This is a genomic window from Dietzia sp. ANT_WB102 (assembly GCF_008369165.1).
GTDB lineage: Bacteria > Actinomycetota > Actinomycetes > Mycobacteriales > Mycobacteriaceae > Dietzia.
In genome coordinates this window covers 1,989,093-2,010,246 of record NZ_VOBA01000001.1, presented here as the reverse complement: position 1 = coordinate 2,010,246, position 21,154 = coordinate 1,989,093, and the positions used below count along the sequence as shown (strand labels likewise).

General features: G+C 68.4%; 18 protein-coding genes. 6 read left to right on the top strand and 12 right to left on the bottom strand.

Annotation, left to right across the window (positions count from 1 at the left end):
* Positions 1 to 49 precede the first annotated feature (49 nt).
* Positions 50 to 1,222 (bottom strand): succinyl-diaminopimelate desuccinylase, encoded by a 1,173-nt coding sequence (gene dapE, locus FQ137_RS09245; RefSeq protein WP_370452342.1) that lies wholly within the window; start codon positions 1,220 to 1,222, stop codon positions 50 to 52.
* Positions 1,223 to 1,274: 52 nt separating this feature from the next.
* On the opposite strand from dapE, the gene dapD reads away from it, so the two are divergent.
* Positions 1,275 to 2,243, top strand: a complete 969-nt coding sequence (gene dapD / locus FQ137_RS09240) for a 2,3,4,5-tetrahydropyridine-2,6-dicarboxylate N-succinyltransferase (protein ID WP_149292121.1) — start codon at positions 1,275 to 1,277, stop codon at positions 2,241 to 2,243.
* A gap of 234 nt (positions 2,244 to 2,477) precedes the next feature.
* Here the strand turns inward: dapD and dapC are convergent, their stop codons facing one another.
* The 3 genes from dapC to FQ137_RS09225 all read right to left on the bottom strand — a co-directional run bounded on the left by dapC (position 2,478) and on the right by FQ137_RS09225 (position 6,585).
* Positions 2,478 to 3,590 carry a succinyldiaminopimelate transaminase gene (dapC, locus tag FQ137_RS09235; protein WP_188064869.1) on the bottom strand — a complete coding sequence of 371 codons (1,113 nt, stop codon included), beginning with the start codon at positions 3,588 to 3,590 and terminating at the stop codon, positions 2,478 to 2,480.
* A 5-nt stretch (positions 3,591 to 3,595) separates the two neighbouring features.
* On the bottom strand, positions 3,596 to 3,919 hold the full coding sequence (gene fdxA, locus FQ137_RS09230) for a ferredoxin (protein WP_149292119.1): 324 nt from the start codon (positions 3,917 to 3,919) through the stop codon (positions 3,596 to 3,598).
* An 86-nt stretch (positions 3,920 to 4,005) separates the two neighbouring features.
* Positions 4,006 to 6,585 (bottom strand): bifunctional FO biosynthesis protein CofGH, encoded by a 2,580-nt coding sequence (locus FQ137_RS09225; RefSeq protein ID WP_149292118.1) that lies wholly within the window; start codon positions 6,583 to 6,585, stop codon positions 4,006 to 4,008.
* Positions 6,586 to 6,685: 100 nt separating this feature from the next.
* On the opposite strand from FQ137_RS09225, the gene FQ137_RS09220 reads away from it, so the two are divergent.
* Together FQ137_RS09220 and FQ137_RS09215 are read left to right on the top strand one after the other, a co-directional pair.
* The gene (locus FQ137_RS09220; RefSeq protein WP_149292117.1) at positions 6,686 to 7,342 is read left to right on the top strand and encodes a PH domain-containing protein; all 657 of its coding nucleotides are present in this window, start codon (positions 6,686 to 6,688) and stop codon (positions 7,340 to 7,342) included.
* Positions 7,339 to 9,027: a PH domain-containing protein gene (locus FQ137_RS09215; RefSeq protein ID WP_149292116.1), complete on the top strand. Its 1,689-nt coding sequence runs from the start codon at positions 7,339 to 7,341 to the stop codon at positions 9,025 to 9,027. The genes FQ137_RS09220 and FQ137_RS09215 overlap by 4 nt, the downstream gene beginning before the upstream one ends.
* On the opposite strand, the gene FQ137_RS09210 is transcribed toward FQ137_RS09215, so the two are convergent.
* From FQ137_RS09210 to typA, 4 genes are read right to left on the bottom strand one after another with little or no spacing between them, the layout of a single operon-like run.
* The gene (locus FQ137_RS09210; RefSeq protein WP_149292115.1) at positions 8,998 to 9,399 is read right to left on the bottom strand and encodes a hypothetical protein; all 402 of its coding nucleotides are present in this window, start codon (positions 9,397 to 9,399) and stop codon (positions 8,998 to 9,000) included. The two genes, FQ137_RS09215 and FQ137_RS09210, sit on opposite strands and share 30 nt — an antisense overlap.
* Positions 9,396 to 10,292, bottom strand: coding sequence for an N-acetyl-1-D-myo-inositol-2-amino-2-deoxy-alpha-D-glucopyranoside deacetylase (mshB, locus tag FQ137_RS09205; protein WP_149292114.1), 897 nt, complete (start codon positions 10,290 to 10,292; stop codon positions 9,396 to 9,398). The genes FQ137_RS09210 and mshB overlap by 4 nt, the downstream gene beginning before the upstream one ends.
* Positions 10,289 to 12,175: an ABC transporter family substrate-binding protein gene (locus FQ137_RS09200; protein ID WP_255583907.1), complete on the bottom strand. Its 1,887-nt coding sequence runs from the start codon at positions 12,173 to 12,175 to the stop codon at positions 10,289 to 10,291. Before FQ137_RS09200 ends, mshB begins: the two co-directional genes overlap by 4 nt.
* Before the next feature lie 32 nt (positions 12,176 to 12,207).
* Positions 12,208 to 14,130, bottom strand: coding sequence for a translational GTPase TypA (typA, locus tag FQ137_RS09195; protein WP_149292112.1), 1,923 nt, complete (start codon positions 14,128 to 14,130; stop codon positions 12,208 to 12,210).
* A gap of 355 nt (positions 14,131 to 14,485) precedes the next feature.
* Here typA and FQ137_RS09190 point away from each other — a divergent pair, with 355 nt between their 5' ends.
* The 3 genes from FQ137_RS09190 (at position 14,486) to aqpZ (ending at position 16,860) form a co-directional block, all read left to right on the top strand.
* Positions 14,486 to 15,166 (top strand): hypothetical protein, encoded by a 681-nt coding sequence (locus FQ137_RS09190; protein WP_149292754.1) that lies wholly within the window; start codon positions 14,486 to 14,488, stop codon positions 15,164 to 15,166.
* Between the two features lie 53 nt (positions 15,167 to 15,219).
* Positions 15,220 to 15,948 (top strand): NAD-dependent deacylase, encoded by a 729-nt coding sequence (locus tag FQ137_RS09185; protein ID WP_304506055.1) that lies wholly within the window; start codon positions 15,220 to 15,222, stop codon positions 15,946 to 15,948.
* 147 nt (positions 15,949 to 16,095) lie between these two features.
* The gene (gene aqpZ / locus FQ137_RS09180) at positions 16,096 to 16,860 is read left to right on the top strand and encodes an aquaporin Z (RefSeq protein WP_255583905.1); all 765 of its coding nucleotides are present in this window, start codon (positions 16,096 to 16,098) and stop codon (positions 16,858 to 16,860) included.
* Positions 16,861 to 16,953: 93 nt separating this feature from the next.
* Here the strand turns inward: aqpZ and FQ137_RS09175 are convergent, their stop codons facing one another.
* The 4 genes from FQ137_RS09175 to FQ137_RS09160 form a co-directional block, all read right to left on the bottom strand.
* Positions 16,954 to 17,793: a hypothetical protein gene (locus FQ137_RS09175; RefSeq protein ID WP_149292110.1), complete on the bottom strand. Its 840-nt coding sequence runs from the start codon at positions 17,791 to 17,793 to the stop codon at positions 16,954 to 16,956.
* 109 nt (positions 17,794 to 17,902) lie between these two features.
* Positions 17,903 to 19,195, bottom strand: a complete 1,293-nt coding sequence (locus FQ137_RS09170) for an acetyl-CoA hydrolase/transferase family protein (RefSeq protein ID WP_149292109.1) — start codon at positions 19,193 to 19,195, stop codon at positions 17,903 to 17,905.
* A gap of 50 nt (positions 19,196 to 19,245) precedes the next feature.
* Positions 19,246 to 20,232 carry an LLM class F420-dependent oxidoreductase gene (locus FQ137_RS09165; protein WP_149292108.1) on the bottom strand — a complete coding sequence of 329 codons (987 nt, stop codon included), beginning with the start codon at positions 20,230 to 20,232 and terminating at the stop codon, positions 19,246 to 19,248.
* A gap of 41 nt (positions 20,233 to 20,273) precedes the next feature.
* Positions 20,274 to 21,143, bottom strand: coding sequence for an ABC transporter ATP-binding protein (locus FQ137_RS09160; RefSeq protein WP_149292107.1), 870 nt, complete (start codon positions 21,141 to 21,143; stop codon positions 20,274 to 20,276).
* Positions 21,144 to 21,154 lie beyond the last annotated feature (11 nt).

Sequence of the window (21,154 nt, the reverse complement as noted above, 5' to 3'; positions counted from 1 at the left end):
GCTGTGGTAACCGGATCGTGGATGAAATCGATCCCGGGCGGCCTCAGCCCTATCCGGTGAGGTACGAACGAAGCACTCGGGCGACCTCCGTGATCTGACCGGCGGGACAGTGCTCATCGCGCTTGTGGGCCATACCGGGGTCGCCAGGTCCGAGGTTGACCGCAGGGATCCCCAAGGCGGCGAAACGGGACACATCGGTCCACCCGTATTTCGCACGGACCCGCCCGCCGGCCGCGCGGACCAGCTCCAGCGCAGCGGGTGCCGCGAGGCCGGGCAGTGCCCCCGGTGAGAGGTCTGTGAGCTCCCAGTACAGGCCAGGCTCGGCGGGTGGCTCTTCGCCGGTTCCCACTCGCGGGACCCCGCTCAGGCCCAGTGCGTCGAGGGCGCGCCCGAGTGCCGCCTCGGTGTCCCGGTCCGGGGCTGAACGGAAGTTCACATCGAGCCACGCCTCGTCCGGGACCGTGTTTCCGGCGACACCTGCAGACATCCGTACCGCCTGCAGGCCCTCACGGTAGACGCACCCGTCGATGTCCACCGACCGGGCCTCGTAGGCGCCGAGTGCGGCGAGCACCGGAGCCAGCCGGTGGACGGCGTTGTCGCCCAGCCAACTCCGCGCGGAGTGGGCTCGCACTCCCCGGGCGTGGACCCGGATCCGGAGGGTCCCCTGGCAACCGGCTTCAATGAGCCCGCCGGTCGGCTCCCCGAGGATCGCCACGTCGCCCGCCAGCCAGTCGCGGTGAGTGCGCTCGAGGACACCGAGACCGTTGGCCGTGGCCTCGATCTCCTCGCAGTCGTAGAAGACCAACGTGAGGTCGTGGGCCAGGTCCTCGGAGTCCGCCAGGGCCGCGAACAGGTGCAGGAACACTGCGTCCCCGGACTTCATGTCCACGGTCCCGCATCCGTGGAGGACCATGTCCGCCCCCTCGCCGGTGACCCGGCACGGGACATTGTCGGCCAGCGGGACCGTGTCGAGATGTCCGGCGAGCACGACCCTGGTCGGCAATCCGCGTGTGGTCCGCGCGAGCACCCGGTTGCCGTCCCGCACGACCTCGGCCCGGCCCGCGGCGGGCCCGATGAACCCCGCGACGGTCGTGGCGAGCGCCTCGTGCACCGCGGAGGCGATAGCGTCCTCCTCCCGGGAGGGACTGGGGATGTCGACCAGGGCGCGGGTGAGGTCGACCGGGTCTGCGGTCAGATCGAGGGCAGCGGTCACGGTATACACCTTAGTTGCCCGTGGCCCGTGCACGTCGGGGGCGACCGCTAACATCGGGGCCATGAGTGCACATGGAGCCGTGGCCACCGGGATCGCCACACTGACGTCTGACCACACCGTTCTCGACGTGTGGTACCCCGAGCCGGAGCTGGGCGCCGCATCCGCCAGCGGTCACCGGGTCCTGTCCGGCGACGAGGTGCCAGCCGAGCTGGCGCCGCTGGCCGGTCCGGACACCGATCGAGGGGTCGACAAGGTGGCTGTCCGGGTGGAGATCGAGGACCTGACCGAACCGCCGGCTGACGCCTACGACGCCTACCTCCGACTCCACCTGATCAGCCATCGCCTCATCAAGCCGCACTTCGCGAACATGGATGGCCTGTTCGGAAAGTTGAGCAATGTCGTGTGGACGAACTTCGGGCCGTGCGCGGTCCAGGGTTTCGAACTTGTGCGTGCGAAACTGCGCGCCCGCGGCCCGGTCACCGTGTACGGCGTGGACAAGTTCCCCCGAATGGTGGACTACGTCGTCCCGTCGGGCGTGCGCATCGCCGACGCCGATCGCGTCCGCCTGGGCGCACACCTCGCCGAGGGCACCACGGTCATGCACGAGGGGTTCGTCAACTTCAACGCGGGCACCTTGGGCGCGTCGATGGTCGAGGGCCGCATCTCCGCGGGCGTCGTCGTCGGCGCCGATTCCGATGTCGGTGGCGGCGCCTCGATCATGGGCACACTCTCCGGCGGCGGTAAGGAAACCATCTCGATCGGCGAGCGCTGCCTGCTTGGCGCAAACTCGGGCGTGGGGATCTCCCTCGGCGACGACTGCGTGGTCGAGGCCGGGCTGTACGTCACCGCCGGCACCAAGGTGGACGTCCGGGCGGGTGCCTGGGCGGAGCGGGAGCCCGTGAAGGCCGGCCAGCTCTCGGGCATGGACAACCTGCTGTTCCGGCGCAACTCCCTGTCCGGTGCCGTCGAAGCGGTGCCGTGGAAGCGAGAAGGCGTCGAGCTCAACGCGGACCTGCACGCCAACGACTGACGACGCCAACGCGACGCGCGCCCTGGTCATAGGCGTGTGCCGCCCCGTTCCCCGGGGCGGCACACGCCGTCCTGGCTGGCTCGCGAACGAGTCGAGTCACTCCGTGCAGCGAGCCCCCAGGATCTCAACCCCTCGAGCAGGACTCGGTGACTCCATGCCTCGAAATGACGGGCAGGCCCGCTAGACGGGGGCTTCCGGGTCCGGGTCCGGGGTCGTCGTCGCCCCGGCTGCGGCTCAGCCCAGCCGCCGCACAGCTTCGTCCACCGTGGCGTCGGTCGCGGTGAGCGCGATGCGAACGTGTCGCGCCCCGGCAGGCCCGTAGAACTCGCCGGGCGCCACCAGCACGCCGCGCGCCGCGAACCAATCGACGGTGTCCCGGCAGGGTTCGTCCCGGGTGGCCCACAGATATAGCCCGGCCTCGGAGTAGTCGATCCGGAAGCCTGCAGCCTCGACAGCGGGCAGCAGACGCTCCCGCCGGGCCCGGTAGCGCTCCCGCTGCTCGGCCTCGTGTGCATCGTCGCCCAGCGCAGCCGTCATGGCCGATTGGACGGGCAGCGGCATCATCATCCCGGAGTGCTTACGCACAGCGAGCAAATCGGCGACCAAGCCCGGGTCGCCGGCGACGAACCCGGCGCGGTAGGACGCGAGGTTGGAGGTCTTGGACAGAGAGTGCAGTGCCAGGAGTCCAGTGTGATCGCCGTCGGACACTCGGGGGTCGAGGATCGAGGGCGCCTCGCCCTCCCAGACCAGGCCGAGGTAGCACTCGTCGGATGCCACGATCACGCCGCGATCGCGGGCCCAACCGACGACCTTGCGCAGGTGGTCCACGCCGAGAACCTTGCCGCTCGGGTTCGACGGCGAGTTGAGGTAGAGCAGGGCCGGCGAGGAGGGGCCGAGTTGCGTGAGCGAGTCGGCACGGACCACGGTCGCTCCCGCCAGCAGCGCGCCGACCTCGTAGGTCGGGTAGGCGACCTCCGGCACGACGACGGTGTGGCCCGGCCCGAATCCGAGCTGGGCGGGCAGCCCCGCGATGAGCTCCTTGGTCCCTATCGCCGGCAGGACGGCGTCGGGTGTCAGACCGGTGATCCCGTACCGGCGCTCAAGCGCGTCGACCACGGCCCGCCGTAGGGCTGGCGTACCGACTGTCGTGGGATATCCGGGTTCGGCGGAAACGGCGGCGAGCGCTTCGCGGATGACGGGGGCGACGGGGTCGACGGGCGTTCCGACGGTGAGGTCGACGAGACCATCCGAGTGCGCCGTGGCGCGGGCGCGCGCATCGACGAGGGTGTCCCAGGGGAACACCGGGAGCGCGCGCCCGGGCGGTCGACGCTCCGGGCGCGACACCACCGGGATCACTCCTGGTTCATGGGCGGGAGCGCCTTGACCATCGGCACGTCGTAGTCGACCTTGCCGACCTTCGCCGCTCCGCCCGGCGATCCCAGCTCGACGAAGAAGTCGGCGTTCGCGGCGTTGTACTCGGTCCACTCATCCGGGACGTCGTCCTCGTAGAAGATGGCCTCCACGGGACAGACAGGCTCACACGCTCCACAGTCGACACACTCGTCAGGGTGGATGTACAGCATCCGCCCACCCTCGTAGATGCAGTCGACAGGACATTCCTCGACGCAGGACTTGTCCATCACGTCGACGCACGGCTCGGCGATCGTGTAGGTCACGTCAGCCACCTTCCTCGTAGCGGTATGGATTGCATCGTATGTCACAGGGCACGCGGATACGGACGCCGCCCCACGAGGGGATCCGACTATGTGACGACAGTCACTCCGATGGGTCGGGGCGCGGATCCGTAGACGGTGTTGCGTCGACGGACGGGCCGCCCGATCCCGGTGGCGATCTCCTCGATCTCCTCCGGCGTTTTCGCGGAGCCGTTCTCCGCGCCGGCCATCCGCGAGATGGTCTCCTCCATCAGGGTTCCGCCCAGATCATCGGCACCGGAACTCAGCATCGTCCGTGTCCCTGCAACCCCGAGTTTGACCCAGCTGGTCTGCACGTGGTCAATCGAGCCATGGAGCATGATCCGGGCCAGAGCGTGGACGGCGACGTTCTCCTCACGGGTCGGTCCGGGACGGGATGCACCGGCAAGGTACAGGGGCGCGCTGCGGTGCACGAACGGCAGCGGGACGAACTCGGTGAACCCGCCGGTCCGATCCTGGATCCCGCGAAGGGTCCGCAGGTGCGCCACCCAGTGCTGCGGGGTGTCGACATGGCCGTACATCATCGTAGAACTTGACCGTAGGCCCACCTCGTGGGCGGTGGTGACGATGTCGATCCACTCGGCGGCCGGCAGTTTTCCCTTGGTCAAGACCCAGCGGACCTCGTCGTCGAGGATCTCCGCGGCGGTGCCGGGAATGGTGTCCAGTCCCGCCGCGCGGAGCTCCGTGAGCCATTCCCGGACGCCGACACCGGACCGCGACGCGCCATTGGAGATCTCCATCGGGCTGAACGCGTGCACGTGCATGGACGGGACCCGCTCCTTGACCGCGCGGACGAGGTCGGCGTACCCGGACACCGGGAGGTCCGGATCGATGCCTCCCTGCATGCACACCTCGGATGCACCGGACACGTACGCCTCGTAGGCACGGTCGGCGACCTCCGCGGCGGAGAGCGAAAACGCGTCCGCATCGCCCTTGCGCTGGGCGAATGCACAGAATCGACAGCCGGTGTAACAGATGTTCGAGAAGTTGATGTTGCGGTTGACCACGTAGGTCACCGTCTCCCCCACCACGTCGGCGCGGAGCCGGTCGGCAAGCCCCGCCACGGCCGCCAGCCCGTCTCCGGTGGCGGTGGCCAGCGCGAGGTACTGCTCATCGGTGAGCGCGGCTGGATCGGATTCCGCGGCCCGCAGCGCAGCCACCACGTCGGAGTCCGCACGTTCCGGCGTCAGAGCGGCCGCCCCTAATTCCGCCGCGCGGGCCCGGATGACGTCCCAGTTGCCGAAGGCCTCGCCGATGTCCGACCGGGTGTCGGTGTTGCGGCCCACAGAGTCGATCGCGGTGTGCAGATCGGTCCGTCCGCTCGAGTCCCAGTCGTCGTCGGGTTCCTGCCAGGGTCGTCCCTGTGGCTGCAGCACTTCGTCGTCGTCCCCCACCGCAGCGAGCCCGGTCGACGGGTCCGCCAATGCGCGGACGTGGCCCGCCACCCTGGGGTCGATCCATGCGTCGCCCGCACCGACGTAGCGGGGGTGCGCGGTGAGGCGTTCGGTGAGCGTCCACCCGCGCGCGGCAAGGTCGGCGCGGAGTTCGTCCAGGTGCGGCCACGGCCGCTCGGGGTTGACGTGGTCCGGGGTGAGCGGCGAGATCCCCCCCAGGTCGTCCACCCCGGCATCGATGAGTGCCACAACGTCGCGGCGGTCGACCAGGTTGGGCGGGGCCTGCACGGCCACGCGCGAGTCGAGCACCAGGCGCGCGACGGCGATCGCGGCGAGGAACTCGTCGGTGTCCGCGTCGTCCGCCGCACGCATGGCAGTGTCGGGCTTGGCGCGAAAGTTCTGGACGATCACCTCCTGCAGGTGTCCGAACTCGCGGGCGAGTCCGGCCAGCGCGAGCAGACTCTGCGCACGCTCGGTGCGGCTCTCCCCGATCCCGACCAGAATCCCGGTGGTGAACGGCACGGCGAGGCGCCCGGCGTCGGTGAGGGTGCGCAACCGCACGGCCGGGTCCTTGTCCGGGCTGCCGTAGTGGCACTCGCCCGGGGTGGTGAACAGCCGCGTGGCGGTGGTCTCGAGCATCATCCCCATCGACGGGGCGACCGGCTTGAGCGTGGACAGTTCGGCCCAGCTCATCACCCCGGGGTTGAGGTGCGGAAGTAGCCCGGTCTCCTCCAGCACGCGGATGGCCATGGCGCGCACGTAGTCCAGCGTCGATGAGTAGCCGCGGGACTCGAGCCATTCCTGCGCTTCGGGCCAACGGTCCTCGGGCCGGTCGCCTAGCGTGAACAGCGCCTCCTTACACCCGGCCTCCGCGCCACGCCGGCACAGCTCGATGACCTCGTCGGGGTCGAGGAACATTCCCTCGCCCGCGGCGCGGAGCTTGCCCGGCACGGTGACAAACGTGCAGTAGTGGCAGCGGTCCCGGCACAGTCGCGTCAGCGGGACGAAGACCTTGCGCGAGTAGGTCACCACCCCTGGGCGGCCCTCGTCAGTCAGGCGGGCGTCCCGGCGAGCGGCGGAGAGGGAGGTCAGGCGCACCAGGTCACCACCCCGGGCTGCGAGCAGTACCGCCGCCTCGGTGACGTCCAGGGTGAGACCGTCGGAGGCCCGGCGCAGGGCGCGCCGCATGGCCGACGCCGTGGGCTCGGGATCGGCGGGGGTCGGTGCATGATCCATGCCCGTGATGATGCCCCACCTCGCACGCGCGGCGAGAGCGGCGGTGCTCCATGGGTGGTCAGGGCCTTACTGTGTGCTGCCTCCCACTAGAGTGACCGGCATGCCCGATCACGCAGTACCCCTCCGCACGAACGGGGATCCCCTGGTATCCAGCCCGGCCCCCGGCGAGGGGGGCGCCCACGCGCTCCGCGAGCAGCGTCCTACCGTGCTCGACCACGACGCAGGCGGCGACGTGCCGGACACCGGTGATGCGCTGCTCACGTCGAACCGGGTCCTGGTGACGGCGCCGCGGCACCGGATCGAGAAGCGCACCCCATTCTTGTTCGTGATCGAGGGAATCTGGTCTTGGGCGATCCTCGCGGGTCTGCAGATTGCCTGGTTCTTCTGGGGCGAGAACGTCATGGGGTTCTGGAACTGGGTCGCGCTGGCCGTGACCATCCCCTTCGCGTTCATGGGGATCGTGGTGGCACCGTGGTGGCGCTACATCGTGGCCCGGTGGGACGTCTCGGACTCCGCCGTGTGCTCGCGCAAGGGGTGGTGGACCACACAGTTCCGGATCGCGCCGCTGGCCCGTCTGCAGACCGTGTACACCACGCGCACCCTGTTCGAGCGGTGGCTCGGATTGGCGACGGTACACGCGTCCACCGCGTCAGCGCAGGGGACGGTGGAGATCCGGGGATTGAACCTGGCGGATGCCGAAGCGCTGGCCCAGCACCTCATCGCGATCGCAAACCTGGATCCGGAGGATGGCACGTGACCGGGCCGGAGACCGCGCCCGGAGCGGCGCGGGCACCCGAGCACGACGACGAGGGTGGCGCCTCCGTCGACACCACACTGGCCCCGGGGGCTGAACCGGCGGAGGAGGTCCTGTCGGCCGACGAGCCCGAAGTCGCCGAAAGAGTCGACCCGGAGGCACCCTGGGATCGCCTTTCCTGGCGGATGCTGCTCGTGCACCCACTGGGGATGCTGACCCGGTTGCTCCCGCTGTTCGTCATTTCCTTATGGCTGGGGTCGAATCGCAGCAACTACTGGTTCGAGATCATCGTGGTATCGCTCGTGGTCGTCGGTAGTGTGCTGCGGTGGCTGTCGACCAGCTATCAGATCGGCCGCACGCACATCATCTTGAAGAAGGGCTTCTTCAGTCGCCAGGTGGTCACGGTCGCCCGCCAGCGGATCCGGAGCGTGGATTTCGAATCCGACCTGTTCCACCGGGTCCTCAAGGTCTCGATCGTCGAGGTGGGCACCGGGCGGGCCGACTCGGGCAAGTCGGACGCCGAGCGGTTCCGCCTTGACGCCATCGACACCACACTGGTGGAGTCGCTCCGCGATGAGTTGCTCAAGCACCGGCGTGCGCTGGACCCGTCACTCGACGTGGAAGACGAGGACCAGTGGGGGTCGAAGTACGGCGAGGACATTGCCCGGTGGAAGGTCACCTGGTCGCGATTCGCGCCGTTCTCGTTCATCGGCTTCGGCGTGCTGTTTTCCCTCTGGCTCATCACGTGGCAGATGGGCGACATGCACGACCGGATCATGGATTTAGCCGTGGTCGAGGGGACGATCGCCTGGCTGGATTCCTTGGGCCAGCCGTGGGCGTTGGTGGGCAAGGGCATTGCGATCTGGCTGGTCGCCGGGGTGTTGGCGGTCATCACCTACGCCATCCGGTACGGCAAATACGCGCTGACCGAGCGTGGGCAGTTGCTGTACGTGCAGAACGGCATCCTCAGACGGAAGCACCAGGCCCTTGACAAGGCCCGGCTTCGCGGCGTGGAAATGCGGCTGCCGGTCTATCTGCGGATGGTCGGTGGAGGCCGGTTGGAGCCCATCATGACGGGCACCAAGAAGGGTTCCACCGCGTCAACCCTGCTGCCGCAGGCGCCGATCAAGGACATGCGGCGGGTGGCCATTCGTATCCTCGGCGACGCGACGCCGGTGACGGTCCCACTACGGCGGCATCCGTGGAAGGCGGCCCGCCGGAGGATCACCCGCGGACTCCTCCCCTTCTGGATCGTCGCCGGGATACTCGTCCTCGTCCGGATCGATACCGGTCCGTCGGCGGACATCTGGGTGGTCTGGGGGATCCCCGCCGCGTTGCTGCTTTTTCTGCTGCTGTCGGCGGACCGCATCCGCATGCTCGGGCACGCCCTGTTGCCGGACACACTGGTGACCTCGAGCGGGTCGTGGACCGCCAAGCGGTCGGTGCTCGAGGCCGACGGGATCATCGGCTGGACCGTCACACAGTCGGTGTTCCAACGGTCGGCGGGCGTGGCGACGGTATCCGCGGCCACCCCGGCTGGCACCGGCGTCTATTCGGTGATCGATATCGACGCCGGCGAGGCGTGGTCGCTGGCCGAGGCGCTGACGCCCGGGATCACCGACGTGTGGAACCACCAGGGCGACGACCCTGGTCGGGTGTCACCGTCGATGGGCGTCCCGCGAAGCTGACGGGCGGAGGGTCGCCGCCCACAGCGGGACCAGGCCGCCGAGGGCGAGCAGAGCGAGGCCGCGCAGGCCGATCGGCACGGGCATGTCGCCTCCGGGGCCGAGGTTGATCGCGATCAGCGTGAGGATCCACACGAGGGCGGGAAACGCCGCGACGAACCCCCTACTCGACCACATCGAGGCGACCCGCACCAGGAACAGCGACCACGCCCCGGCGGCGAGGATGCTGACTGGAAAGGGCACGGGACCGACGTACATGGTCAGCCACGCGGCGGCGAGGATGCAGCCGGCCACGGCGCCGATCGCGAGGAGCACCAGGGCGAGCGCTAGCTCGACAACGCTTGCCGATCGTCCCCCTGGGTATTCGGCGGTCACATCCGCTCCCCGCCGACCCCGTCGAACAGATGCGCGGAACCGGGCGGGCACTTGACGTACGGGCCGTCATCGGCGGCGCGGTCGTGGGCGATGTACCACTCCACCTGGGGAACGCATTGCAGGACACCGTTTGTCAGGGCGAGGAACCAGGGTTCCCCCTCGGGCCCGGGCACCAACTCCAGCTGAGTGGCGTGACCGGTGAGTGCTTCCAGCTTGGCGGCGTAATTGGCGTCGTCCAGCGGAACGCGGTGCGTGAGTCGGGAGTCCGGAATCGACGGGAGCTCGTCGTCCTTGGGGTGGCGCAGGTGTTCGGGTGGTGCAGGGTGGATCCGGCCGATATCCGAGCGGGCAGTGACAGTCCACGCGACGCGGTCGGGCCGATGGGTGGACTTCTCGATCGCGGCGTGCACCACCTCGTGGGCGCGGATGTGATCCGGGTGGCCGTAGCCGCCCCGCGGATCGTAGGTCACCACGAGATGGGGGCGGAAGTCGTCGAGGACGGACACCAGTTCGTCCACCGCCTCTGTGCCGGACCTCACGAACGCCCGTGGGTGATCGGCCGAAGGGGTGCCGGCCATGCCGGAGTCCCGCCACCGGCCGGCTCCGCCGAGGAACCGGGTGTAGTTCACCCCGAGGGCGCGCAGGGCAGCGGACAGTTCACCGATCCGGTATCCACCAAGTTGGTCGGCGCGGCCGGCGGCGAGCCCGGCCAGTTCCTCGCCGAGCACCTCGCCCTCCTCGCCGAGGGTGCAGGTGATGACGCGCACGTCGGCACCGGCGGCCACCAGCGCAGCGATCGTGCCGCCGGTAGTGATCGCCTCGTCGTCGGGGTGGGCGTGCACGAACAGCGCGCGCACGCCCTCCGCCGACGGGGTCGCGATGGTCGGTGTCATCCGGTCCTCCTCCAGGTGGGTGCGGTGTCGAACGCGTCGGAGACCCGACCCGGGTCCTGCTCTCCACGGCCGGGACTAGCGGGGGCTACCCCTCCCACGTCGACCCCGTCAGCGGACAGTAGGAACGACGGGCGCACCAGCGGCACGCGGAGGGCCAGCTCGGCTACCCGGTCGCCCGCGGCGGCCAGGTCGGTACTACGCGCCAACCCCGCCCCGCCGGTCGGATCGCTCCCCTCGGCCGGGTCAGGCGGGGTGACCCGACCGAGCCTTTCCGCCTGCTTTTCCACGCCGAGCGCTCGGTCGAGCTCCGGGTCGCAGACCCCGGTGACGTCACCGCCTCGTGCGGGTGCGTCTCGACCTAACGTGCGGGGCGGCGTGGTGGGCGTGGAGGGGACGGTGGCCGTGACATCGGTAAGTGGCTCGCTCGATTCCCCGGTGTCCGGCTCGGGAGGGATCAGGCTCGTCACCGTGGTCGGTGGGCGCACCGGGGATCCTGTCGTCGACGTGGTGACGTCCGCCGGGGCCCCGCAGGCGAAGCGGGACACTGCGGCGGACCCCGGTTGCCCGTCGGTCCGTTGCCAACCCACCACCCCGTCGATGAGGCCGTGTGGTAACGCATCGGCGTACAGGGCGACCGGGTCGAGTTCCCACACCCTGGCGCCGATTCCTGCGCTGCGCAGTTGATCGGCGACGGTGTACGCGGCGGTGACCGCCCGGTCGTCCGCGGCCTCGACTCCCATCGTCACGGAGAGCGCAGTCCCTTGGCGGAGCCACCGGGAGCCGGTGCGCGTGAACCCCGCATCGGTCAGCGCACGCTCGACGAGATCGGCGTCATTGGTGACGGTGACGGCCGCCCGCGCAGGGAACGGGAATGACGAGACCCTGGGCTCGGACTCCCCCGTCACGATCCGGCCGACCACCTCCGGGTCGATCGCCGCGGCGACAGCGCGCCGGACCGCGGGGTCGGACACCGCTGGAGCGATCGTATTGAGTCCCAGTTCCAGTTGCGCCGCGCTCACCAGCGGGGCGGCGGTGACACCCGGGATCGTGGCGGAGACGTCCTCTGCCACGGGGGTCGCCGAGACCAGCGCCATTGCTCCGGGGCCGCCCCTCAGTGCGGCCCCGAGTTGGGCGGCTCCCGTGGCGCGGCGCACGACGATCTGGTCGACCTCGGGGGCGCGGGCCCAGTACCTGTCGTTTCGGACGAACTCGATTTCACCGCGGCCGATGTCGGCGGCGCGGATCATGAACGGTCCGGCGCTCGTCGCGGGCAGGCGTTGCATGGCGCCCTGGAAACCGTCGGGCGCGCCTTTGAGGATGTGTCCGGGCAGCAGGTGTGTGAACAGGCTTCGCCAGTAATCCGGTACCGAGTCGAATACCACGTCGACGACCTTGCCCCCGGCTCCGGAGCGGACCTCGACGATCCTCTCGTAGCCAGCCGGGTCGACCACACCGGGCTGACTGATCATCTGCCGCCAGAGGTACTCGAAGTCTTCGGCCGCAACGGGGACGCCATCGGACCACTGGGCCTGCTGGTCGATCCTGTACCGGATGGTCGAGGGCGCACCCGGCACCCGCTCCGCCGATTCGAGCAGGTCCCGGTTGAGTACCGGCCCACCGTCCACGCCCGGGACGAACGCACTGGGAAGCAGAAGCGAGGCGACGAGGTCGGTGTCCACGCCCTGGTCGGCTAGGAGATGCGGGTTGAACCCGGCCTCGACCCGGTCCAGCGCCAACAGGATTCCGCCGGACGTGAGACTGACCGACGCCCCATCTGTGCGGTCCTGACCCACCACCGCTGGCGGCGGCGGGTCAGCGACACATCCGGAAACGACGACAAGGGCGAGCGCGGTGCACACCGCGACGGCACCCCGTCGGCGCACCGACGCCCCCCTCGTCGCCATCGACTACCGATCTAGCCGACCGTCTGCTGGTCGCGCGTCTTGGACCGGCTGCGTGCCTTGGCTCGCTCAGTTGCTGTGAGCAGAACCTTGCGCACACGGATCACGTCCGGCGCCACCTCGACGCATTCGTCGACAGCACAGAACTCCATGGCCTCCTCAAGCGTGAGGTTCTTGTGCTTAGACAGCGTCTCGGTCGCATCGGAGGAGGCTGCACGCATGTTGGTGAGCTTCTTCTCCTTGGTGATGTTGACGTCCATGTCTTCGGCGCGCGGGTTCTCGCCCACGACGACTCCCTCGTACACCTCAGAGCCGGGCTCGATGAAGAAGTCACCACGGTCGGCGAGTCCGAGCAGCGCGAATGTGGTGGCCTTGCCCGCGCGATCGGCGACGAGCGACCCGGTGTGCCGGGCCCGGATCTCCCCGGCCCAAGGCTCGTAACCCGCGGACTCGGAGTTGGCGATGCCGGAGCCTCGCGTTTCGGTCATGAAGGTGGTTCGGAAGCCGATGAGTCCGCGCGCGGGGACCGTGAACTCCATGCGCACCCAGCCGGAGCCGTGGTTGCTCATCTGGTCCATGCGACCCTTGCGTGCCGCCATGAGCTGGGTGACCGCGCCGAGGTGCTCCTCGGGGACGTCGATGGTCATGTGCTCGAACGGCTCGTGGAGCTTGCCGTCGATGGTCCTGGTGACTACCTGCGGCTTGCCGACGGTGAGCTCGAAGCCTTCGCGTCGCATGGTTTCGACCAGCACGGACAGCGCCATCTCTCCGCGGCCCTGGACCTCCCAGTCGTCGGGCCTCTCGGTGTCGAGGACCTTGAGCGAGACGTTGCCGACGAGCTCCTGATCGAGGCGGGCCTTGACCATGCGGGCTGTGAGCTTGGAACCGCCGTTCCGGCCGGCCAGGGGCGAGGTGTTGACGCCGATGGTCATAGAGATAGCGGGTTCGTCGACCGTGATCGCGGGCAGTGCGACCGGGTTTTCCGGATCGGCCAGGGTGTCACCGATCATGATGTCGCTGATCCCCGCGACCGCGACGATGTCGCCGGCCACCGCCTCATCGGTGGGAACGCGCTCGACACCGTCGGTCTTGAGCAGCTCCGAGATCTTGACGGACTTTGTCACCTGCTCACCGTCCGGCAGATTATGGATCCATGCGACCTGCTGGCCCTTGCGCAGCCGACCGTTGTGGATGCGCACCAGACCGATCCGGCCGAGGAAGTTGGAGGCGTCGAGGTTGGTGACGTGCGCCTGCAGCGGGGCGTCGGCGTTCCCACGGGGGGCGGGGATCACGTCGTAGAGCAGGGCGAACAGCTCGTCGAGGTTTTCCCCCTCCGGCTCCTGCCCGTTGGCCGGCTGGGTCGTGGAGGCCTTGCCCGCACGGCCGGAGGCGAACACCACGGGTAGCTCGAGGGCGTGCTCTGCCGCGGCCTGGGCGCTCGGGTCCTCGAGGTCGGCCGCGAGGTCGAGGAGCAGGTCCTGTGCTTCCTCCACTACCTCGTCGATCCGGGCGTCCGGACGGTCGGTCTTGTTCACCACGATGATCACCGGCAGCGACGCACCGAGCGCCTTGCGCAGCACGAAGCGGGTCTGCGGCAGCGGCCCCTCGGAGGAGTCGATGAGAAGGACCACGCCGTCGACCATGTTGAGGCCGCGCTCGACCTCACCGCCGAAGTCGGCGTGCCCGGGGGTGTCGATGATGTTGAGGACCAGGTCGGCACCGCCCGCCCCGGCGCCGGGGCGCCGTACGGCGGTGTTCTTGGCGAGGATGGTGATGCCCTTTTCCCGCTCGAGATCCCCCGAGTCCATCACGCGATCAACGAGCTCGGCGCGTTCGTCGAACGCGCCGGATTGACGCAGCATCGCGTCGACGAGTGTCGTCTTCCCGTGATCGACGTGCGCCACGATGGCGACGTTGCGGAACTCGGTCAAGGCCATACGCTGGGTTCTCCCTCGGAGGCTTAGCGCGCCCTGGGCGACTCGGGAGCCGCCGGGCGCGTAATGGGAATCAGCGGCGCTTGTCAGCCGCGATTCGCAGGCGCGTCCGTTCGAGCGCGCGTGCGTATCCACATTACCTGCTGCCCCGGGCGATTCCCTTATCGTGAGATGCCCCCTACAACGAGGGGCCCCGAGTGTTATTTACATCACCGATAACTTCTGTAACATTAGCATCAGCTCGCACTTCTCCCGGAGTCCCGATGCCCGTGACTCGGGACACTTATGAGAACATCTAGCGGTCGACCGGTTGGCCCGCCCGCCGGTCCGTCCGCCCATCCGAAGAATGGACTCGCCAGTGATCCGCCTTTCGCTCAGGACCTCGTTCCGGACCATCGGCCTCGGGGCGGCAGCCGCCGTCGCGATCGGTCTCGCAGCACCCGTCACCGCCAGCGCGCAGTCGCTCGATGAGTTGGGACGCCCGACCGAACCCGTACTGCAGGCGATCGAGAATCTTGCCGAGCAGCAGTGGATTCCGGAGGAAACGCGGGGCACCATCGCCCGCTTGGTGGGATTCTTCCGCGGCACCGGCGAGCCCGGTACCCCACTGCCCGAGAACGGCCCAGTCATCGCACAGTTCGCCTACCCCACAATCATGCAGAATTGCATCGGTGGCGACCAAACGGCCGTCGGCGCGGCCACCGCGGTGCCAGGACCGGCGGATCTCCCGCTGCCCGGCATCGCCCCAGGCCATCTCGGATTCATCTTCACTGCCCTGGGCACCGAGGGCGTGGCGGCCCAGCAGGCCCAGCCCATGACCGTCGACTGGTTCAACATCAACAACGGTCGTCGCGGCACCACCGTCCTCGGCTACAACGGCATCAACGAGGGCGGGCCGGCCACGGTGAACGGCGTGGCAGACACCGGCCCGGGCCAGGTACTCATGCTCCTGCAGGGCGGGGTCACCACGAATCTGGAGGGGGGCGGTACCGCGAACTGCGTCGCCTTCCCCACCGTGGGGACCGCGTTTGTCCGGTGACTGGCGGCGACGGTAGCGGGCCCCAGCACTCGCGCCCCGTTTCCCCGCAGGACCTGACCGAGGCTCGTCTCGCCCTTTCCGGCGACGGGCCTCTGGTCGTTCTCACGGGTGCCGGGATGAGCGCCGAGAGTGGCGTGCCCACCTTCCGGGACGCCCATACCGGCCTGTGGCAACGGTACGACCCCGCCGCCCTTGCCACTCCCGAGGCGTGGGCACGCGACCGGGACACGGTCTGGGCCTGGTACCGGTGGAGAGAGCACCTAGTCTCAGGCGCGGAACCGAACCCTGGCCACCTCGCGGTCGCGCGTGCCCAGGCAGACCGCGACGTCGTAGTGGTCACTCAGAACGTCGACGACCTGCACGAGCGCGCGGGGTCTGGCAGCGTGCACCACGTCCACGGGAGTCTGTTCGCCCACCGTTGCGACACATGCGGTGCGTCCATGGACGTCGGCCCTCCCCCCGCAGAGCCGATCGATCGCCTCACTCCACCGGTCTGCGGCAGGTGCGGCGGGTGGTCACGTCCGGGCGTGGTGTGGTTCGGTGAGATGCTCCCGAGCCAGCCTTGGAATGCGGCGGTCGACGCGGTCACTTCGGCCGCGGTGGTGCTCGTCGTCGGCACATCCGGACTTGTCCATCCAGCGGCATCGCTTCCCGGCCTCGCCGTCGACGCCCGGATTCCGGTGGTAGAGGTGAATCCAGGCCCGTCCGGACTCGGATCCGACGTGTCGGTCTACGTGCGAGCCACCGCTGGACAGGCCCTGCCCGCGCTCCTTCACCCCTGATTACCTGGCTGCCTCGGTTCAACCACTCCGTAAATCCCCGGAGCGACCGCAGGGGCTCGTGGAGCGGGCTAGCGTGTCTGAATCGAGCCCCTCTCACAACGTTCCCGTTGTTCCTTACTCGCCAGAGTCAGTCCCGGAGGTCACACCGTGTCCGATACGTCCACAGCCGTCACCCCAGCCTTAACTGCGGTCGTCGCGGCCGAGCTGATCGGCACCTTCTGGCTCGTTCTCGGCGGCTGTGGTACTGCAGTGTTCGCAGCAGTCCAGGTCGCCACCGCCGATACAGGAGACGTCCCGGTGGGTGTCGGATACCTCGGCGTCGCTCTCGCCTTCGGCCTGACCGTGCTCACCGGCGCCTACGCGTTCGGCCACATCTCGGGCGGGCACTTCAACCCGGCGGTGACCATAGGAGCCGCGATCGCCGGGCGCCTCCCCTGGGCCAAGACCCCCGTCTACATAGTGAGCCAGGTCGTCGGCGGCCTGATCGCAGGTGGACTCATCCTTGTGGTGGCAAAAGGAAAGGACGGATTCGAGGCCACCGGCAGCATGGCCGCCAACGGCTACGGTGCCCACTCGCCCGATGGCTACGGACTCCTGTCCGCGCTCATCATTGAGATCGTCCTCACCGCCGTCTTCGTGTGGGTCATCCTTGGCGCCACGGATCTCCGGGCGCCTGCCGGCTTCGCGCCCGCGGCAATCGGCCTCACCCTGACGATCATCCATCTCATCGCCATCCCCATCACCAACACCTCGGTCAACCCGGCGCGATCTACAGCAGTGGCGTTCTATAACGGCGCCGGCGCACCGAGCCAGCTATGGCTGTTCTGGGTTGCACCGATAGCCGGCGCCGTCATCGCCGGAATTCTCTACGGCCCGCTTTTCGGTGGACGCACAAAGGTTCTCCCGACCTGACGGCCGGAACAACGCGGACAGTCCCCTGCCAGTAACGAGGGCCCGTTGGAGAAGCAGATCTCCAACGGGCCCTCCGTCGTTCCGGCCGTACGGTCAGCGCCTGGGTTCACCACGGCGTGTCCGGCCCAGCAGCTTGTCGACCGCCCCCGGCTGATCGTCCGGGCGAGTGGTGGGATGGGCAGATTTCCCGGGTGTCCCGGTCGTCCGCCCTGTCTCTCCGTCAGCCTCGGGGCCCAGAGGATCGTCGACCCTGGCGTGACGGCCACCGGTGCCAGCCGTGCCGGTCTCGGACACCCCCGCGGCCTCGGGGGCCACTCCCGGGCGGGCCGTGGACTCGCTCCCCACTCCCTGGCGGGCCGTGGCCCCGGTGTCGATCCCGGTGCCGGATGCGGTGGCCGGTCCTGCACCGGGTCCCGGATCCATCCCTGGTTCGGTCCGGGCGCCTGTCCCGGGCTCGGTCACGCCACTCTGATGGTCAGGCCGGCCCCGTCCCTCATCGACCACTCGGTCGCCATGCGACGCACCCCGGTCATGATCACGGCCGGGGACACGGTCGCGATCGCGACCGAAGTCTCGGTCGAGATCGTCGGCGCGGTGCCTGGGATCGAGTTTCTCGGCGGTCTGTTCCATACGGCGGACGTCGCGTTCTTGTTCATCGAGGGTGCCGCGATGGTGTTCGGCCTGCGCTCGGAGCTTGTCGGCTTCCGCGGCCTTGGCACGAGCCTCCTGCTCTGCCGCGCCCGCTCGATGCTCGTGCTCACGTGCGACGGCATCCTGTTGCGCGAGATGCTGCTCGCGCTCACGCGCGCTCCGCCTCAGTTCTGCGGCCTCGGTGAGCTTCCTGCGGTTACTGTTCCTGGCTACCAGGGCGATGAGCGCGATGACGATAATCAGCGCGACCACCCCGATCACGATCCAGACCATGGGGTCCACAGTTGCCTCCTTTTTTCCGGGGTCGAGTTCCTCTGGAACGTAACCCCGGCCCCCACCCGCTGCCACCGGTCGCCGCGCTGCCGCCGTGCTCGTCCGGCCCAACGCCCGCCTAGTGCAGCACCCGCGGGAGCAGGCCCGCCTCCCGCGCCTCGCGACTGAGTCGCTCACGGTGGTCGGGGTGCGCGATCGCGATCAACGCAGCGGCCCGGCCCGCCACCGACTTGCCCCTCAGCTCAGCTATGCCGTATTCGGTGACGACGTTCTCGATGATGTTCTTGTGGGTGGTGACCGGGCTGCCCGGCGTGAGCGAGAGGGAAATGCGGCTGATGCCCTTGGAGGTCTGCGACGGGGTGACGATGAACCCGTGCCCACCGGGCGAGAACGTGCAGCCTCTCGCGAAGTCCGCCTGTCCCCCGGCTCCCGACCAATAGCGGCCGCCGATGGTCTCCGACGCCGCCTGTCCGAACAGGTCCACCTCGCTGGTCGCGTTGACCGAGTAGAGGTTGTGTTCCTGGCCGATTACCCGCGGGTCATTGACGATGTCCACGGGCAGCATCGCCACCGACGGGTTGTTGTGAAGCCAGTCCATGAGGCGCTGCGAGCCAAGTGCGAACGTGGTGACGTGTTTGAACGGCCGCCCCGTCTTCCTCGAGCCGTCGATCACGCCGGACTCGACGAGGTTCATCACCCCGTCGGACAGCGCCTCGGTGTGGATACCCAGATGTCGGTGATCGGACAGACGGGATAGGAACGCGTTCGGTAACTTGCCGACCCCCAACTGGAGGCAGGCCCCGTCGGGGACCCGCTCGGCGATGAGGTCCGCGATCGCATCGTCGGTCGTCCCCGGCGACGGAACCTCCATGGTGATCATCGGAGTGTCGTTACGCGTAATACCCACGACCTGAGAGATGTGGATGTGGTTGCGCCCGAAGGTGCGGGGCATGCGGGAATTGACCTCGACAAAGAAGGGCACCTGCCCGATGAACGACGCCACGTAGTCGGCGTTGGTGCCCATCGAGAAAAATCCGTGCTCGTCCATCTCGGAGACCGTCGTGATCGCCAGCCCAGGGGGCGAGAACTCACGCATCGTCGCCGGGATCTGGGCGAAGTCGACCGGGATCAGATCACAGTGGCCTCGGTGGAAGTTCTCCCGTGACCCCGGCCCCAGGAAGTAGTCGACATGCCGGAGCTTGCCGGGATACGCACCCTCCATGAACGGCAGGGACTCCCACGGATCCATGTGGTGGATCGTGACGTCCTCCAGCCCGGCGGCGCCGGAATCCAACGCGCGCAGCAACGCCGGTGGGGCCGCGTTCTGGAGGGGCACGATCACGTGCATCCCCGGCGTGATGTGATCGAGGACCGCCTCGGCCGGGCTCTCCGCGTACTCGGCGTTTCTCATACCTGTTCCCTGCTCTCGTCGACCCGGATTCTGGGCTCATCTCGGAGCCCTCAGGCCAGTGCAGGGATGACCTCGCGTTCAAAAAGTTCCAGCCCTGATGTGTCGGTGGCGATCTCGGGAAAGTAGAAGATGCCGTACTCCATTCCCAACCTCTTGAGCGCTGACAGTTTCTCTACGACCTGCTCGGGTGTTCCCACCGCCGGAAGTCCGCGATATGCACCGAGCTCGCGTTCTGCCTCATCGGGACCGACGTGAGTGGACATCCGATCCCGGAGGAACGCCAGCCGGTCAGTCACATCCTTCTCGGTCTGCCCGATCGCCACGTTGTAGTTCGCGCTCCTAGTGATCTCCGCCGGGTCACGACCGATATCTTCACAATGCCTGCGCAGGACCTCTGACTTATGGGCGAAACCCTCGGCTGTGCCGTCGAAGTTGGTGTAGTCGGCATACCGGGCTGCGGTCCGGAGGGTCTTGCGTTCGCCGCCGCCCGCGACCCACATGGGGATGCCACCCTCCTGCACGGGCCTCGGCTGCACGATCGCCCCGTCGACGCGGAAGTGCTCGCCGTCAATGGACACCACGCCGTCGGACCATGCCTCGGCCATGATGCGTACGCCCTCGTCGAGCATGCCCAGCCGCTCGCCTGCCGTGGGGAACCCGTAGCCGTACGCCCGCCACTCGTGCTCGTACCACCCGGCGCCGATCCCCATCTCCACCCGGCCGCCGGAAATGTGGTCGACCGTCGCGGCCATTTTCGCTAAAAGCGCGGGATTTCGGTAGCCGATGCAGGTACACATCTGACCGAGCCGCACGCGAGAGGTGGTTGCGGCCAACGCCGACATCAGACTCCACGCCTCGTGCGTTGCCCCGGTCGAAGTCAGGGGCGCGGTGTGCATGTGGTCGTACACCCACACCGACTCCCAGGGCCCGGCGTCCGCGCGGGCGGCCAGGTCCGAGATGACCGGCCAGTGACGGGTGGCCGGCACGTCGACGAGATCGAGGCGCCACCCCTGGGGCAGGAAGAGTCCGAATCGCATGGAGGTGAGCCTAGCGCTGCAGTTCGACCCGGAAGCCGAGATCAGGCGGTGGACATCGCCATCTCGCACTCACCCAGTTCTTCTTCTCCATCGAAGTACAGAGCCACGTATCGCCCGGCGACTTCGGCGACCTGCATCTCCATGTCGTACACCGCCTTGAGGACGTCGGTGCACATGATCTCGGCCGGCGTGCCGTCGGAGACGATCCGGCCGTCCTTCATGGCGATGATCCGGTCCGAATAGGCGGCGGCGATGTTGATGTCATGGATGACGAGCACGATCGTCTTGCCTCGGTCTGCGGCGGTGCGCCTTAGCAGTCGCATGATCGAGGTCGCATGACGCAGGTCAAGGTTGTTGAGCGGTTCGTCCAGCAGGACGTAGTCCGTGTCCTGTGCGAGAACCATCGCGATGTGCGCGCGCTGGCGCTGCCCGCCGGACAATTCGTCGAGATACCTGTCGGCGAGACCCTCGAGTTCCATTGCTCGCAGGGCGTAGTCGACGTGGTCGTCGTCGTCAGGGCTGGGTCGGCCGCCGTTGTGAGGGAACCTTCCAAAACCCACGAGCTCACGAACGGTGAGCCGGATCGACACCGCGTTGTCCTGGCGGAGCACGGCGAGGCGTCGGGCCAGTTCACGCCCACCGTTAACGGACACGTCGACACCGTCGACGAGCACCGTCCCCGAGTCTGCCTCCTGGAGCCGGCTCATGACCCCCAGCAGAGTCGACTTTCCCGCGCCGTTGGGGCCGATGAGAGACGTCACACCGCCGTGCGCGAAACACGCCGAGACCTCGTGAAGCACCCGAGTGTCACCGTAGGACGAGGACACCGATTGCGCCTCGATACCGCAGTCAGTCGACCACCGCCTCTCACCGGATCGATCGTCGCGGCGTCGGAACGGGAGAAGAGACATGACGTGCCTTC